Below are 15,997 nucleotides of genomic sequence, written 5' to 3'. Positions count from 1 at the left end.
AAGCTGATAACTCTCATATAAATAGTTGATATTTTATTCTTGAACTAATTGTGATAAACTGCAATAAGGTAATAATTGATACAGAAATGGTGTGCTCCGAGGTTGCTCCATGGCTACAGTACTTCTAAAGTGGGAGTGCTTACATCCTTTCTGCAAATCTTAACATATAAGGAAGGTAAAAATGAGTAACAGACAAATTAAATCAGATGTTATCTTAATTGGTGCCGGAATCATGAGTGCAACTTTGGGAACATTACTCAAAGAATTAGCACCAGATTGGAAAATTACAGTGTTTGAAAAGCTTGAAAAAGCAGGCGAGGAAAGTTCTCACGAATTAAACAATGCGGGAACTGGACATGCTGCATTATGTGAGCTGAACTACACATCAGAGAAAAAAGACGGATCAATCGATATCAAAAAAGCGATTAATGTTAATGAACAGTTCCATGTTTCAAGACAGTTTTGGTCGTATCTTGTAAACAATAAGCTGATCAATAATCCACAAGACTTCATTATGCCTTTACCACATATGAGTTTAGTACAAGGGAAAGAAAATGTTGAGTTTCTAAAGAAACGTCATGAAACGATGACAAAAAATCCTTTATTTGAAGGAATGGAATTTTCTAATGACCCTGAAACACTAAAAAAATGGATTCCACTTATTATGGAAAATCGTCCTGCTGGTGAAGACATTGCTGCAACGAAAATTGACACTGGTACAGATGTTAACTTTGGTGCTTTAACACGTATGTTAATTGATCACTTAAAAGCAAAAGATGTAGATGTTAACTATAATCATAGTGTTGAAAGTTTAAAACAAGCTAGTGATGGTACATGGGAAGTACGTGTGCACGATTTAGATGGCTGTAAAATGGAATATCATTCAGCAAAATTTGTCTTCCTTGGAGCTGGTGGAGGAAGCTTAGAATTACTACAAAAATCAGGTATTCCTGAAGGGAAACATATTGGTGGATTCCCAATTAGCGGTCTATTCTTAGCATGTAATAATCCAGAAATAGCTGAACAACATCATGCAAAAGTATACGGAAAAGCAAAAGTTGGTGCTCCACCAATGTCGGTTCCGCATCTTGACACACGTTATATTGATAACAAGAAATCATTACTATTTGGACCATTCGCAGGTTTCTCTCCTAAGTTCTTAAAAACAGGTTCAAATATGGATTTATTTGCTTCTGTAAAACCGCATAATATCACAACTTTATTAGCTGCGGGCGTGAAAGAGATGGGCTTAACAAAGTATTTAATCCAACAGCTTATGCTTTCAAAAGAACAACGTATGGAAGAGTTACGTGAGTTCATTCCAAATGCAAAAAGTGATGATTGGGATATTATCGTAGCTGGACAACGTGTACAAGTAATTAAAGATACGGAAGCTGGCGGTAAAGGAACACTTCAATTCGGTACAGAAGTTGTAAGTGCTTCTGATGGCTCGATTGCAGCTTTACTAGGGGCTTCACCAGGTGCATCTACGGCTGTACATGTTATGCTTGAAGTTCTTAATAAATGTTTCCCTCAACATATCAAGGAGTGGGAACCAAAAATTAAAGAAATGATTCCATCTTATGGTCTATCATTAGCAGAAAACCCTGAGCTTTTAAAAGAAATAAATGCAACAACAGATAAAGCACTTGGCTTAAAATAAAAATAAGTCATGGTAAGCGTTTAAGAAAGAGCTCTCAATCTATTCTGATTGAGAGCTCTTTTTAATTTGAATAAATTCTTTCCTGGGAAATTTTAAATCCAATTGCCTTCTTTTTAATAAAAGAACCATCAAATTTGCTATAAATCTTGCCCTGTATTTTATGACACTATAGCTCTATGTCCCATTGTGATATAGATGGTAGTTTCCTATACTTTGTATATACAATAAGAAGGGAGCTAATCTATAGATGATTAAGCTACAGGATATTGGAACATTTTCAGAACTACCAGAGCTTGCAATGTATATCTATACTGGCAATATTACAGCTTTGCGAGTTGCGAGGGATAAAGGCTGGAATATTGAAGAAGAGATATGTTTATGTCAGCATACATCATTAAGCCCATTGGATTTAGCGTTGATTGCACAAAGATTGGATGTAGTAAAATTATTAGTTGGATATGGGGTTAATTTAAATGTGGAAAAAAATCCTTCTTTTTTAAGAGCTGTTCGATATTGTAAAGAAAATATAGTACGTTACCTTGTTGAACAAGGAGCAAAATTAGATGGCTATAACCAAGTGGGATCTGGAGCCTATTCTCAGGCCTACTATGGCAATAAAAGAAATATCCCTCTTATTCATGAACTTGGGCTTGATATAAAGCAGCATGGAGGTCCTGTATTGCGTCAGGCTGTGTCGAATTTTGATAAAAAAACAGTCACTTATTTACTTGATCAAGGAGTAGATATTAATTATCAAAAGCCTGATATGGTCTATCCCTATGAAGCAACACCATTAACAGTTGCAACAAGAATGGGAAATATAGCTATGGTGAACTATTTGATTGAACGAGGTGCAAACGTCACTTTAGCGGAGAAAGATGGTGAGAGAGCTTATACAATTGCTGTACGTATGAAAAATATGGAACTAGCAAATTACTTAAAGGCTCTAGAACCAATAGAACTCCATACTATTGAAAACAAAAAAGAGACATTGAAAAAATACAAGTTACCAGATGAATTGATTAATTTTCTGACAGGAGATCGACTGCATCTTGAGCTTGCACCAAATGATTATGACATTCACTTTATCGATTTTTTCAAACTAACTGATACAATTGAGATGAAACTAGGTCATAGAGAGCTCCTCCTTCTTTCCGCAAATATCGACAATTATTCTGATTTGCAAATAGTCTGGAACCCAAAAGGAGAAGGCCATATAGGGTGCTATGATGTGGAGCATGAGGGATATGCTAATTTATGTAGTTTTAAAGAATTTATTGGTAGACCTGAAATATACCTTATCCGTTTTCTTGAAGGAGAACTATAGCAATGTTTTAAGCTACTGATAAAAATGTGAATCAACTGATTAAATGAGCCTCCCTGCTATTCAACTTAAAAGTCGATGAGAGTAAGCATATTCTTTCTAAGAAATATGCTTACTTTTTATTGCTCTATATACGAAGAGTTGACAAACAAAAAACAATAGAACGTTTAATATATATGGCACAAAAGAACAACAGTAGGGCTATTAACAGGGCGAAGGGGATGCTGAACATAACAGGAAGTTCTACGCCATACCAAAGGCCCATTTTAATTTGATCCACTCCGAATGTTCGTAAAAAACCAGCGAGTATGGATAAGCCAGCGCTTAAAAGTAATCCAACATAAAGTACAGATAATACCACTAAAGCTAATGAGCAAAAAAAAGTCTTTAGCATTTTTAGAAGTATCATTCTTTTTCCCTCCGTATAATGTGGTGCACCTTTGAACTCGAAGCTATCGAATAATCATCCGTATAGTAAAGTGTCCCAATCACACTATTTTCCCCAACATGGACGACTTCCCCTTCCACAAACTCTGCATTTGTATTAGATAATTGTAGGTGTTTTCCACTAATTGTGTGACAACGTAATAATTTTTTAAATAACGGAAGAAGAGTTATCCTATCCTTTTCTATTACCACATTTTCAGCCCTTAACCTGTCAATTCCGCTTTCTCCCGATAACTTCAAATGAAAGTGATGAGCGATTATTTCCGCAGCCTTGACTATTCCAATGGCATCAAATTGCTCGCTCTGTAATTTCTCTTCAACCATTAGCTTTCCAGAACTATTGATTTTTTGGATAAAACCATTACGTATTTTAATATTCCCGGCATTTGTAAGTTCTCCGATTTGGCAATAATCCTTTAACTTACACGAGCCAGTACTATTAAATATCTGCGCTGTAACTGGATAATAGAAGGAGCTATGACCATGAGTGGACACTTTTATTAAGTGTACTTCTTGTTGTAACGATACAGCTCCTCGAATGTTTAATTGTTCATAATTAGCATCCAAATGTTTAACGGTGCCATTCGTTTGTGTAAGGGTACGGAGTTTTTGAAACATAAAGTCACCTCATTATAATTTAATTAATATATATTAATTAAATTATATGCTACTTCCATTTGTCAAGAACAAAAGCACTGCTTTAAACAATAAAAAAAGGATTTCAATTTGTGAAATCCTAAAAAATTTTATTCATTAATTGGTTTACTTCGCGTAAGATGTTGGCCATGTCTATGAGTTTATCCTGAGAAAACTTTAAAAAGATTTCTTGAACCTTCATGTCACCAATATTGGTTAAAGCCATTTTGACCACACGTCGATCATTATTTTCTCTAATTCTTTGTATGAGTTCGAGTTTTTCCAGTTTATCGCACATGGAAGTTACAGCTCCGGGTGTTACACTAAAGAATTCAGCAATTTCTGTTGCCTTCATCCCATTATTTATTTTTAGCTGTAGGAGTAATATTAATTGGTTTTGTGATAACGCCTCTCCTTCAGATAAAAGATCTACAAACATTTTCGACTTCTGCTGTATTTCCAGCATTTCTTTCATAATAATTTCTACATTGTTTAGATTTTTTGGCATATAATCACGTCCGCTAAAATATTTAATAATTAAATTATATAGCAATTAAATAAATGCTACCAAGTGTAGAATTACTTTAAGAAATATTTATTTTTTAAAAGTCGTACGCATCCATTCGAAAAATCTCTCTTTTTCTTCGAACTGGGGGTAGTGAGCAGATTGTTCATATGCTATGAATTCCTTTTTCTTCGCGATAATTTGGTCGAAGTACTTTTTAGCGCTATTCGATGATGTTTGATAATCATAATCCCCCATTACAAAATAGAAGGGAAGAGTCAGTGAATTGACTTTCGCAGGAAGTGGGGACTGCAAGATTTCGTTTACTAAGACTTCTTGCGATAGGGATATCCCCTTGCTATAGCGAATAATATCTAACAAATTATATTCGGTACTAAAAAGCATCCCTAACATATTTCCATCAGGGTTAGTAATAAGTCTTGTAGCTCCACCGTATTTGCTCACTAAATGACGAGGCGTAAATGTTTTACCACTACTAATTTCCTCCATTAACCTCTGTAAATGTGCAACATCCTCTGTGTTACTCTTAAGCTGAGCCTGTTTGATCGTAAAGTGTAAACTGTCCATCTCACTTTCAACGGTATTACTCATTTGACCAATCCCTACATAGGCCTCATATTTATCAGGAGCTTTAGCAGCTGCTTGTGTGGCAATATAGGTACCGTAGGAATGACCAATTAAGATAATTTTTTCTTTATTTAGATGATTAGCAATATAGTCAGTCAGTGCTAGTAAATCCTCCACAAGCAAATCAGATGAAAGATTTGAGTAGTCCTCAAAAAAATGATAAGACTTCCCACTAGCCCTTTGATCATAATTTACCACTGTAAATTCGGTTTCCAATAAATCTTGATATTTTTTAGCGTAGGGTATTTCAGAGCAACCTGGTCCGCCATGGACAAAGATGATGACAGGATTATTTTTGTTATGGCCCCGTATCATAATTTCATGGTCACTGCCGTTAATTTCTACCTGTTCTAGCGTACTGATGCTGTTCATGTCCTCTATAGATGATGTCCATGTTGGAAATACAAGTGCTAATAATAGTAAGGAGGTCATAATCAAGACAAGATATTTAATGAACTTTTTAATCCTTTTCATACAATACCTACTTTACATGCGTTTCATAAAGCTAGCATGATACATTTTTCTTTTATACACATAAAAATACATACTCAGAGGCCACCAAAGTGTAACAAAAATAGGGTAAATCGCCCATATAACGCTTGGTGAAGAAACAACATTTACTGTAATGAAAAAGATACTAATTAGTATCGTAGCTGTAACGGAGAATGCTACAAAGGTTTTTCGTTGCGCGTGATATAAAGCTAGAGGCCACCATATCACTAAAAAAGCAGGATAAATTGCCCAAGGGTATTGAGGAGATACAATCATATTCAATATAGAGTAATAGATGATGGTAGAAGCACATCCAATTAGAGCTGTTTTTAACGTTTTTGCCTTTTCATCTAAGTACATGAGGATTGGCCACCAGATAATTGGATAAATCGCATAGACAAACCATAAATGATCTGGTGCGTAAATATAATTTTCAACTATTAGAAATGTAATAATTAAGGCACTACAAACAATTGAGTATTGTTTATACAATTTTTTAGCCATAAAGAATAACGTAATAGGCCAAAGCAGTAGCAATAAGCATGGATATACAAACCACATTGTTTGAGGAGATGTCGTATAATTAACAACCCCTAAAAAAATCATTGTCATCAAGCTCCCCGCTATAGAAAAGTTAATAAAGTTCCTCATGTTTATTCACCCCATTTCTTACGAGACCACACAAAGTACATCGATAAAGGCCACCAAAGAATGGCGAAAATCGGATAGATTGCCCAAATAGTATGTGGTGTGTAATAAAGATTAATAAAAATAAAAAATGCAATGATTAAGCCACTACCCCAAATTGAAAATTCTAAGTTTAATTTAGCCATGTTTTTCTTTGCTGGTTCTTTAACACCTAACTCTTGCTTTAAGTCTTCGATATCTCCAAATTCTACAATGGCTTTATTAATAGCATCCTCTTGTTCTTTACCTTGGTCCATCAAATAAAATACTTTTTCTTCAAGATTTTCAATGATTTCTTGTTTAACCATTTCCGTTTCGTTAGTTCGAGGAATGTCTTTAAAAAGCTCATCAATATGGTTTTTTATTCTTTTCATTCTAAGCCCTCCATAAATAAATCGATTATTTCCTTTACTTCCGACCATTCATTCACTAGCTCATTTAAATAGGCCTTACCTAATGATGTAATACGGTAATACTTTCTTTTGCCTCCATGTGAGACATCTCCATAATAGGCTTCAATAATTTCTTTTTTTTCGAGACGTTGAAAAACTGCATACAAAGTTGCTTCCTTGATTTGAAACCGATTGTTTGTACGGAGACTTATTTCCTGAGAAATTTCGTAGCCATAACGGTCTTTTTCTGAAATTAACCGTAAAATAATCGAATCCAAATGTCCTCGGATAATATCACTGCGAACCATAAGTCACCTACTTTTTTTATTGCTCTATCTGTCAGAGTAATAGTAGCAAACATTACTCTGTCTGTCAAAGTAATTTATTCCCCTTTTTTTACAATGATGATGAGATTTTCAATAAAAAACCCATTCGCTGAAAAGCCCAAAAGGACTATTTCATAGCGAATGGAGTTCGAGTACTCTTTTTACATATACAATGCAGCAAGGAAAATCCCTAAAGACTCCTCGTAAATGTCATCAAACTGGCTGATTGGTAAAGGATTTGTACCACTTCCTAATTCAACAGTGAAGCCTGGTCTACGCCAATCTTGAATAAACCAATCTTTATAACCAGCATAGCTTCCAGCAGATTGAACGGGCTCATAGCCACTTACTCTACTAAATTCATTTACAAGTACCTCTGATTCTGGGGGCTCTAGATTTTCAAAACCCCAATATATGACACGTCCCTGTGTATGAAAGGCTAATACTCTTGAAAAATCACGTTGCTTGGTCAAATCAGCCATTGCAATGGCTTCAGGTTCAGATAGTGGTCTTTCACCACCATAATCTCTTGGCCCTGGTGTTTTTGGATTACGGGCACTTTCAAGCTCCCATTTGGCAGGGAATTGGTCATTCAAATCAATTCCATGAATATTTGCTTTCCAGCCAGAAAAATCAGCGTTATCATTATTCCATTCAATTAGTTGATTTCTTAATGCTTCATCATTTGGTGGGCCTTGTATTACTAAATCAACGCCATCAGGATTTACCATAGGAACGATAGAAAGGAATGTTTGCTGATAAAGAGAAAATGGAGAAATTCCACGAATACTACTTTGATTGGTGAGGGCGAGCAAATAGTCATTTAAAAATGTTAGAATAATAGGTGTAGTAATCCATTCGTTTGCATGGAAGGAGCCATTATAGTGTACACGTTTTGCACCATGGCCAATTGATAGCTCAGGTAGCTCCTTCCCTAAAACGGAACTGCCAATGTTTGAGCTATGAAGAAAAGGATATGCATCAAGGAGCTTTCTGAGATCATTTATCATATGGGTATACGTGTAAGTTTGCTTACCTTCAACTAAACGCCATGTGATACGTTGGGGTATGCGAATCATTTGACCGATTTGTAATCGATTTGGATTGAGATCAGGATTAACAAGCAATAGGGCGACTAGGGGGAGGTTTCGGCTCTGGGCAATCTGCCAAAAAGAGTCTCCTTGTTTAATTTGATAGTTGTTGGTCACAAAACCAGGAATACGAACCCGTTGTCCAACTCTTAAAAATTGGGGATTTATATTTTCATTAGAATCTAAAATGAGTTGAAGAGGAATTTTAAATACCTCACTGAAATGCCAAAGTGAATCTCCTGGTCTTACGATAATATCCAAATGTTTTCTCTCCTTAATTAGAAATGGTTCAATATAAAATGTATATGAAAAATACAGAGACTTATTGATACAAAATCAGCAAAATTTCTTTATGATGAATCTAAAATAGGAGAAAATGAGTTATTTTTACATGTATACTAGTAATCATACTAAAGTAAAAGAAAGGTAAAGGTAGGAAAACCAAATGTTAAATAGATTAAAATTGGGTATACGCTCAAAGATTTCATTAGGTTATATCGTAATCATTCTTTGCCTACTTGCGACGGTTGTCATATTAAATAATCAAATTACATCTTTGCAGAAGGAAAGAAATTTTATTATTAAGTACGATTCCAATGTTCTAACTTTAACGAATGAAATTGAAAAATATATATTGGATATGGAATCAAGTCAGCGGGCTTTCATCATTACGGGTAAGCAGAGTTATCTGGAACCCTATGATAATGCAGCTGAAAATTGGAAAATAGATTTTAATGAACTCTATCAACAAATGAAAGATAAACCAGCTCAGCAGGACAAACTTAAAGAGATAGAGGAAACAATTGAACATTGGGTTGCAACGTCAGGCGAACCAACTATTCAATATAAAAAGGATAATAATGTAGAAGCATTAAATGATTTTTTTAAAGTGGATAATGGTCGTCAGGATATGGAAAAAATGCGCAAATTATTCGATTCATTCCGTGCCACTGAAAATGCTTATACACAGGCAAAGGCAAGTCAGTTAGATAAGCAAAATAGTAAATTAACTAGTGCTCTATTTGGGATCTTAATTTTAGTTTCTACAATAGCTATTGCTATCGCTAGTGGCATTTCCCGTTCAATTGTAAAAACGATAACGGAAGTAACACAAACAATTCAAGAAATAGCAGCTACAAAAGGTGATTTTACAAGAAGAATCCATGTGAATACAAACGATGAAGTGAATGAACTTGCTAATGCAACGAATACGCTTTTAGAGTCCGTCGAAAAGAGGGAATGGCTACAAAGCAATGTAGCTGAAATCGTGACAAATTATCAAGGTATTTCAGCAATTACAAAATTAGCGGAGACCTTCCTATCAGAAGTAGCACAGAAAACCCAAGCATCCCTTGGCGCATTTTATGTTCGGGAAGTAACAGAGAACCAAGTACAGTTTGTGAAAAAGGCTGCTTTTGCTGACACGGATGATTGTGTTGGTATGGAGAGCTTCAAAATAGGACAAGGGTTAATCGGTCAATGTGCATTAGAAAAGAGAGTGCTATTCTATGATAATATTCCGAGAGACTATCGTTTAATCAAGACGGGATTAGGTGAAATTAGACCACAAAATATTTTATTGATTCCTGTCATTTTTGAAAATGAAGTTATAGCGGTTGTTGAAATAGCAACAATGGCTAAATTCAGTAAGTTACAGCAAGAATTAGTGAGACAGGTTACTGAAACCTTTGGACTAACAGTTAACAGTGTTTTAGGGCGTATGGAAATTGTACGTCTATTGAATGAATCTAGAGCAATGACAGAGGAATTACAGGTCCAATCAGAGGAGCTTCAAACACAATCAGAGGAATTACAAATGCAGACAGAAGAGCTGACTATGATTAATGAGCAGCTTGAGGAACGCACGAAAGAGGCAGAGTCCAAATCAAGAGAGCTAGAGAAAGCGAAGAAGGAATTAGAAGAAAGTGCAGAGCAGCTTATCCTTAACTCTAATTACAAATCCGAATTTTTAGCGAATATGTCACATGAATTAAGAACACCTTTAAACAGCATATTAATATTATCTGAAATGCTAGCAGAAAATAGCCAACACAACCTAACAGACGAGGAAGCAGAGTTTGCTAAAGTTATTCATTCTTCAGGAGAGGACTTGCTTGCTCTAATCAATGACATATTAGATTTATCTAAAGTGGAGGCCGGGAAGCTTGATATTATTTTTAATGAAGTGAATATGAGCGAAGTACCTGTACAAATTGAACATACCTTTGCACCAGTTGCGAGGAAGAAAAACTTAGCATTCCATATTTCAAAGGCGGATCATGTAGTGGATGTATTCTATACGGATGAGAAGAGATTCCAGCAAATCTTAAAGAATTTATTATCGAATGCCTTTAAATTTACTGAGCAGGGATCTGTCACATTAGACATTAACCAGCTTACACCACAACAACTAACAAACAATATGCAGGATATAAGTACAGATTGGTTAGAAATTACTGTTTCAGATACAGGAATAGGTATTCCAAAAGACAAACACCAGCTGATTTTTGAATCATTCCAACAAGCAGATGGAGCTACGGTACGAAAATATGGTGGAACGGGTCTTGGTCTTTCTATTTGTAAGGAATTTGCAAAATTACTTGGTGGATGGATTACATTACAAAGTACTGAAGGACAAGGTAGTAGCTTTACGTTAACGATTCCGAGTCTACCAAATGGAATTGAAGAGGAGCATTGCCAAAAGCTTGCCATGAACGAAGTGGCTGTGACAACGGTGGAAGAGGAACAAATCAAAGAGCAGCCAGTAGCAAAGGAAGAAACCCTTCAACATGAGGTTGAGGTGTTTCAAGGGAAAAATATTTTAATAGTTGATGATGATAACCGTAATATTTATGCGTTGAAAACGGCATTAGAAAAAAGAGGCATGCATATTCTAGTTGCCAAAGATGGGCTAGAATGTTTAGAGGTCTTGCAGGCTAATCCAGATATCGATCTTGTTCTGATGGATATAATGATGCCAAATATGGATGGCTATGAAGCGATGACTATTATTCGTCAGCAAATGAAACGTATCGATTTGCCAATCATTGCATTGACTGCTAAAGCGATGAAAAATGACCGTGATAAATCATTGCAGGCAGGTGCATCTGATTATATTAGTAAGCCATTAAATTTAGATCAATTAATATCAGTTTTAAGAGTATGGTTAGTTTCTAAGGGGAGTTAATGAACATGGAACAACAATTTCAGCCTTTGGAGCAAAATATACAATTAAATAAGCATACAAATTTAGAAATTGATTTGTTACTAGAAGCTATTTATCGTTTATCGGGTTATGATTTTCGGCAATATAATCGTTCATCCATTTCACGCAGAATCTACAATAGGATGGGGATAAATAACATCCCAACGATTTCACGTGTACAAGAAAAGGTCATTCATGATAAAGAATTTTTAGAGCAGATATTAAATGATTTTTCAATAAATGTAACGGAGATGTTCCGCAACCCTAGCTTTTTTAAGGCCTTTCGTGAAACGGTCATTCCTGTTTTACGAGAATATCCTGAAATCCGTATTTGGCATGCAGGGTGTGCAACAGGTGAAGAAGTATATTCAATGGCTATCTTGCTTCAAGAAGAGGGGCTAATAGAGAGATCTGTAATTTATGCAACAGATATGAACGAGCAAGTATTAGAAAAAGCTAAGAAGGGGGCCTTTCCAATTCATAAAATGCAGGCATATACAAAAAACTATATGCTTGCTGGAGGTGCCCATGCTTTTTCAGAATACTATCAAACAGATTATCAATATGCTTACTTTCATCCAACATTATTGAAAAATATTATTTTTGCTCAACATAATTTAGTAACAGATCATTCATTTAATGAATTTCATGTTGTTCTGTGCAGAAATGTTCTTATTTATTTTTCACCTAAGCTTCAGAGCCAGGTACATCAATTATTTTATGAAAGTCTAAGTGACAAAGGTTTTTTATGCTTAGGGGATAAAGAAACATTGCGATTTGAAGAGGTTATTTCAAAGTATAATGAGATTTCTGGAAACGAAAGAATTTATCAAAAAATGTATTAATGAGTAAGAGGCTATCTTTAATGGATAGCCTCTGCTTTTTTATATAGTATTAGTGCTAGCTTGAATCATTAAAACACACATGTCATCAGGCTGATTCTCTTGTTTATCCTTAGGCAAAAGGTTATCGATTAGGCATTGCGAATAATCCCACTTGGAGGATGTTAGCGTTTGCAAATGCTTTTCTGATTCTAATTCACAGGGTCCCATTGCTTCTAACACACCGTCTGTAAATAACACAATTTGAATGTCATGCTCATATTGGATAAATTGCTTTTTCACTTTTATTTCATCAAAGAACCCGACTGCACAGCTACCCTGATCTAATGGAATACATGTTTTTTCATCGATTAGTGCATATCCAGGAGGATGGCCAGCATTTATGTACTCGACTGTTTTTTGCTCTGTATCAATGATTAAATAAATCGCTGTAAAATAATAAAGATTATTCTCTTTCCCATCTTGTAATAGCGTCATATAACGATTCAGTTCTTGGATGACAAGCTCAGGTTCAACCAATTGCTTAACCGCCTCTCTTAGAACAGAGGAGATGAACATACAAACCAACGCTGCAGATATACCGTGACCCATCATATCCAATAATATTATGGCATAACGATGATCGTCTATTTTGTACCAATAATACATATCTCCTGCCAAATTAGAGGATGGTAAATAAGAAACTTCAATACGGATGTCCTTCTCATTTAACGGTGGGCTAAGAAGACTCCTTTGTACATGGGTTGCTAAATCTAGTTCATATTGTATTTTCTTTTCATGCTGTGTGTGCCAGTCTAATTCTGCCTTTAAACGTAAGGCAACACGCATTCTGGCAAGTAGCTCTGTTTTATTAATTGGTTTAGTAATATAATCTACACCACCAATGTCTAGGGCTTCTGCCAGTTTGTTTTTATCCTCGAGTGCTGTAACAAAAATGATTTGAATATCTTTTAATCTCTCATTTTGCTTAATGCGTTTGCAGGCCTCAATACCATCTACTTCCGGCATCATAATATCTAACAAAATTAAATCTACTGAATTTCCTGTCGGATTGGGTGCATCTAATTGTAAATAATCAAATAGCTCATAAGCAGATGAAAGAGAAACACAGTTATCATAACCTGCATTTTTTAGTATTTTCTCAATGACAAATAAATTGACTTGATTGTCATCTACTAGAAGAATGGTCATAGTACTTTCCCCTTACTCTGATTGAATTGTGCAGATTATTTTTCTCATATATAAAATACTTTCAACTTAATCATTATACAAAACATCAGAGAATAAAGGTATTTTGGCGATTTGAATGTATGGTTTACTAGGTATATGAAGTAGAAGGGCGTTATATTTTCGCTTTTTTAAATCCTTGGTAGATATCAAATGCATTTGCTAAAACAGCAATAATCATACTGACAAGTAGGATTTTATCAATAGTGAAGGCAACTTTAGCTGAGGTTGTTTCTGTAATAGCCGCAATATAAGGGATAGAGGCGCTGTGAATAAAATCTTGCTGTATCGCTATTAAAATAAACACAATTGTTCCTACACTTTGAAGTAGTGCATTAGTGATGGCGATAGGCATTGTCCACTGTCCTGCACGCCATTTTAATAAGGTTAAAGTGAGACTTAGGATAATACATAGTAAGACCATGGGAACAAACGATTGTAAAGTATTTTGATTAAAGATAGGCATAACAAATTTCAAGCTGCCGTTGTCATTCGTTGTATAAATACCTAAAAGACGATAGGCATTCCAGTAAACAAAAGAAAAAATAAGTATTCCTAAAAGGCTAAAAATCGTATCACTTATAGGAATGATTTTATCTTTGGGAATCTTTTTAATTTGTATTAAATCATCAGGTGACCATGGCTTGGTATCTCTCAGAAAAGGGATCGAAAGCTTTTCAGCCCCAGAACGGTCCTTAATGATAAAAATGACCGTAACCCAAAACAAAACGTGAAATAACACAGCAATAATTGCAACAATCATCCCTACAAATGCTGTAATAATGGTTGTGAGAAGTGCTTCTTCTCCAGAATAGAGAACCATCTTCTCTATTATTTGAACAATGATCGTAATAAGAATTGCCCAAGGAATAATTAGCTTGATGGTTCTTGTATATTGTTCAAAATTCTTTGGACCAATTAAAAAGTGGGGAGTATCCTGATAGCGTGCAGCAACTTCTGAAGGGCTTCCAAGCTTCCTAATTACTTCCATCACCTCAGATTCTGTATATTGCTCTGGCAACATATCCTCAATAGTAGCCTTTAGTTCAACCTTGATTATCTCACGTTTATTTTTATGTAGCCTTTTAGTCACTTCGTGAATATATGAATCAATTAAAGTCATACATTTTCCTCCTTTAATCATTTTCAGTACTCATTAATTAGTCGTGGTAATATATGTTATTGTGGGGTATAAAAATTAATATGAAAAATTCGTGAACAACATGCAACAATTTGAAAATGGAGGGGACATGATGAGGGTTGTAGAGAAATTATTAAAAGAGCAAGATTTTGTAGCCTTTGTGAATATCGTTGTAGGAGCGTATCCAGGAAGATTGAATGGAACACAAACAACAAAAGAACAGCTGAAAAAGCTCTTTATGCAAAATCAGAGCAATGATGAATCTCTTCATTATTATGGACTTTGGGAATATGACAAACTCATTGGTGGTATGCGACTACATGACTTTCAAATGAATCTGTTTTCTAAAATGCTACCAATTGGTGGGGTAGGACTTGTTGCAGTTGATTTATTACATAAAAAAGAGAAGGCTGCAAAAGAATTAATCCAACATTTCTTTAACATCTTTTTAGAAAAAAATATTCATTTTGTGGCCTTGTATCCGTTTAGACCAGATTTTTATAAAAAAATGGGTTTTGGCTATGGACCGAAAATCTATCAATACTTGGTAGAGCCTTCAAACTTCCCGAAAGGACCAACCAAAAAGCACCTTAAATATTTGACAGTTGAAGATCAACAACAGCTAGTAGATTGCTACAACAGGGTAGTAGCAAAAAAACATGGGATGTTTCTTAAAACACAATCGGAACTATCTTTTATTTTTAATAATCCAGATAACTATGTGATTGCAATGGAACAGGAAGGTACAGTTCAGGGCTATATTGCCTTTTCTTTTAATAAACAAAGCGATAGTAATTTTATGCTAAATAATTTGGTCATTAAGGAGTGGATCTATGAAAATCCGGAGGCTTTGCTAGAGCTTAGTACATTTTTAAACAGTCAAGCAGATCAAGTAAACCGAATCGAATGGAATACACAAGAAGAAAATGTCCATTTCTTTTTAGAGGATGTAAGAAATGGCACAAATCATTTAATTCCAAGTGTCTATCACGCAAGTGCTGTGTCAGGAATTGGTCTAATGTACCGTATAATTAATGTGAAGGGCTTTTTTGATGAGCTACTAACACACAATTTTAACGGTGTCACTTTGACCTTTAAATTGAATGTTATGGATTCGTTACTGGCAAAAAATAATCAGCAACTTATTGTTGAGGCTGATAACGGTACAATTAAAATGCTAGAAAGTGATAGCTATGATGTTGAAGTAACGATAGATGTAGCTGAGCTTTCATCACTAGTAATGGGCGTAGTAACGGTCCAAGAGCTATTTATGCTGAGTCGAATACAGATTAGTGATAATAAGTATTTACAGGCTTTACAGCAATTCTTCTATGTGTTTGAAAAGCCCACATGTATATCTGCATTTTAAAA

Annotated in this window: 14 protein-coding genes; 5 read left to right on the top strand and 9 right to left on the bottom strand. The window is 35.1% G+C overall.

Going from position 1 to position 15,997, the window contains the following annotated elements; all coding sequences use genetic code 11:
- The first annotated feature begins 181 nt into the window (after positions 1-181).
- Together BFM98_RS21410 and BFM98_RS21405 are read left to right on the top strand one after the other, a co-directional pair.
- On the top strand, positions 182-1,663 hold the full coding sequence (locus BFM98_RS21410) for a malate:quinone oxidoreductase (protein ID WP_004233452.1): 1,482 nt from the start codon (positions 182-184) through the stop codon (positions 1,661-1,663).
- A 247-nt stretch (positions 1,664-1,910) separates the two neighbouring features.
- Positions 1,911-2,990: an ankyrin repeat domain-containing protein gene (locus BFM98_RS21405; protein WP_066038331.1), complete on the top strand. Its 1,080-nt coding sequence runs from the start codon at positions 1,911-1,913 to the stop codon at positions 2,988-2,990.
- Positions 2,991-3,392: 402 nt separating this feature from the next.
- On the opposite strand, the gene BFM98_RS21395 is transcribed toward BFM98_RS21405, so the two are convergent.
- The 7 genes from BFM98_RS21395 to BFM98_RS21365 all read right to left on the bottom strand — a co-directional run bounded on the left by BFM98_RS21395 (position 3,393) and on the right by BFM98_RS21365 (position 8,472).
- Entirely contained in the window at positions 3,393-4,052 is a 660-nt protein-coding gene (locus BFM98_RS21395) for a hypothetical protein (protein ID WP_066038330.1), read from the bottom strand.
- Positions 4,053-4,170: 118 nt separating this feature from the next.
- A complete protein-coding gene (locus BFM98_RS21390; RefSeq protein ID WP_048395455.1) occupies positions 4,171-4,578 on the bottom strand; it encodes a MarR family transcriptional regulator in 408 nt (135 codons plus the stop codon).
- Positions 4,579-4,665: 87 nt separating this feature from the next.
- Positions 4,666-5,697, bottom strand: a complete 1,032-nt coding sequence (locus BFM98_RS21385) for an alpha/beta hydrolase (RefSeq protein WP_048395456.1) — start codon at positions 5,695-5,697, stop codon at positions 4,666-4,668.
- A gap of 12 nt (positions 5,698-5,709) precedes the next feature.
- Positions 5,710-6,366, bottom strand: a complete 657-nt coding sequence (locus tag BFM98_RS21380; RefSeq protein WP_048395458.1) for a hypothetical protein — start codon at positions 6,364-6,366, stop codon at positions 5,710-5,712.
- Positions 6,367-6,368: 2 nt separating this feature from the next.
- Positions 6,369-6,776, bottom strand: coding sequence for a permease prefix domain 1-containing protein (locus tag BFM98_RS21375; protein WP_048395459.1), 408 nt, complete (start codon positions 6,774-6,776; stop codon positions 6,369-6,371).
- The gene (locus tag BFM98_RS21370) at positions 6,773-7,102 is read right to left on the bottom strand and encodes a PadR family transcriptional regulator (RefSeq protein ID WP_048395460.1); all 330 of its coding nucleotides are present in this window, start codon (positions 7,100-7,102) and stop codon (positions 6,773-6,775) included. The genes BFM98_RS21375 and BFM98_RS21370 overlap by 4 nt, the downstream gene beginning before the upstream one ends.
- Positions 7,103-7,281: 179 nt before the next feature.
- Positions 7,282-8,472 carry a M14 family metallopeptidase gene (locus BFM98_RS21365; protein WP_048395461.1) on the bottom strand — a complete coding sequence of 397 codons (1,191 nt, stop codon included), beginning with the start codon at positions 8,470-8,472 and terminating at the stop codon, positions 7,282-7,284.
- Positions 8,473-8,656: 184 nt separating this feature from the next.
- Between BFM98_RS21365 and BFM98_RS21360 the strand changes: the two genes are divergently transcribed.
- Together BFM98_RS21360 and BFM98_RS21355 are read left to right on the top strand one after the other, a co-directional pair.
- On the top strand, positions 8,657-11,398 hold the full coding sequence (locus tag BFM98_RS21360; RefSeq protein ID WP_066038329.1) for an ATP-binding protein: 2,742 nt from the start codon (positions 8,657-8,659) through the stop codon (positions 11,396-11,398).
- 5 nt (positions 11,399-11,403) lie between these two features.
- Positions 11,404-12,261: a CheR family methyltransferase gene (locus BFM98_RS21355; RefSeq protein WP_048395585.1), complete on the top strand. Its 858-nt coding sequence runs from the start codon at positions 11,404-11,406 to the stop codon at positions 12,259-12,261.
- Between the two features lie 39 nt (positions 12,262-12,300).
- Here BFM98_RS21355 and BFM98_RS21350 read toward each other — a convergent pair whose 3' ends face one another.
- Together BFM98_RS21350 and BFM98_RS21345 are read right to left on the bottom strand one after the other, a co-directional pair.
- Positions 12,301-13,449, bottom strand: coding sequence for a SpoIIE family protein phosphatase (locus BFM98_RS21350; RefSeq protein ID WP_066038328.1), 1,149 nt, complete (start codon positions 13,447-13,449; stop codon positions 12,301-12,303).
- Between the two features lie 151 nt (positions 13,450-13,600).
- Positions 13,601-14,608 (bottom strand): HAAS signaling domain-containing protein, encoded by a 1,008-nt coding sequence (locus BFM98_RS21345; RefSeq protein WP_066038327.1) that lies wholly within the window; start codon positions 14,606-14,608, stop codon positions 13,601-13,603.
- Positions 14,609-14,738: 130 nt separating this feature from the next.
- Here BFM98_RS21345 and BFM98_RS21340 point away from each other — a divergent pair, with 130 nt between their 5' ends.
- Positions 14,739-15,995, top strand: coding sequence for a GNAT family N-acetyltransferase (locus BFM98_RS21340; protein WP_066038326.1), 1,257 nt, complete (start codon positions 14,739-14,741; stop codon positions 15,993-15,995).
- Positions 15,996-15,997: the final 2 nt, after the last annotated feature.

Origin of the sequence: Lysinibacillus sp. AR18-8 (assembly GCF_001705465.1) — a bacterium.
In the GTDB taxonomy this organism is placed as follows: domain Bacteria; phylum Bacillota; class Bacilli; order Bacillales_A; family Planococcaceae; genus Lysinibacillus; species Lysinibacillus capsici.
This window is presented reverse-complemented; position numbering and strand designations above follow the sequence as displayed.

Excerpts from the sequence above, each read along its gene's own strand:
- BFM98_RS21390 (WP_048395455.1), bottom strand. The coding sequence starts at position 4,578 with ATGCCAAAAAATCTAAACAATGTAGAAATTATTATGAAAGAAATGCTG.
- BFM98_RS21370 (WP_048395460.1), bottom strand. The coding sequence starts at position 7,102 with ATGGTTCGCAGTGATATTATCCGAGGACATTTGGATTCGATTATTTTA.
- BFM98_RS21380 (WP_048395458.1), bottom strand. The coding sequence starts at position 6,366 with ATGAGGAACTTTATTAACTTTTCTATAGCGGGGAGCTTGATGACAATG.
- BFM98_RS21410 (WP_004233452.1), top strand. The coding sequence starts at position 182 with ATGAGTAACAGACAAATTAAATCAGATGTTATCTTAATTGGTGCCGGA.
- BFM98_RS21385 (WP_048395456.1), bottom strand. The coding sequence starts at position 5,697 with ATGAAAAGGATTAAAAAGTTCATTAAATATCTTGTCTTGATTATGACC.
- BFM98_RS21345 (WP_066038327.1), bottom strand. The coding sequence starts at position 14,608 with ATGACTTTAATTGATTCATATATTCACGAAGTGACTAAAAGGCTACAT.
- BFM98_RS21350 (WP_066038328.1), bottom strand. The coding sequence starts at position 13,449 with ATGACCATTCTTCTAGTAGATGACAATCAAGTCAATTTATTTGTCATT.
- BFM98_RS21360 (WP_066038329.1), top strand. The coding sequence starts at position 8,657 with ATGTTAAATAGATTAAAATTGGGTATACGCTCAAAGATTTCATTAGGT.
- BFM98_RS21395 (WP_066038330.1), bottom strand. The coding sequence starts at position 4,052 with ATGTTTCAAAAACTCCGTACCCTTACACAAACGAATGGCACCGTTAAA.
- BFM98_RS21340 (WP_066038326.1), top strand. The coding sequence starts at position 14,739 with ATGAGGGTTGTAGAGAAATTATTAAAAGAGCAAGATTTTGTAGCCTTT.
- BFM98_RS21355 (WP_048395585.1), top strand. The coding sequence starts at position 11,404 with ATGGAACAACAATTTCAGCCTTTGGAGCAAAATATACAATTAAATAAG.
- BFM98_RS21405 (WP_066038331.1), top strand. The coding sequence starts at position 1,911 with ATGATTAAGCTACAGGATATTGGAACATTTTCAGAACTACCAGAGCTT.
- BFM98_RS21375 (WP_048395459.1), bottom strand. The coding sequence starts at position 6,776 with ATGAAAAGAATAAAAAACCATATTGATGAGCTTTTTAAAGACATTCCT.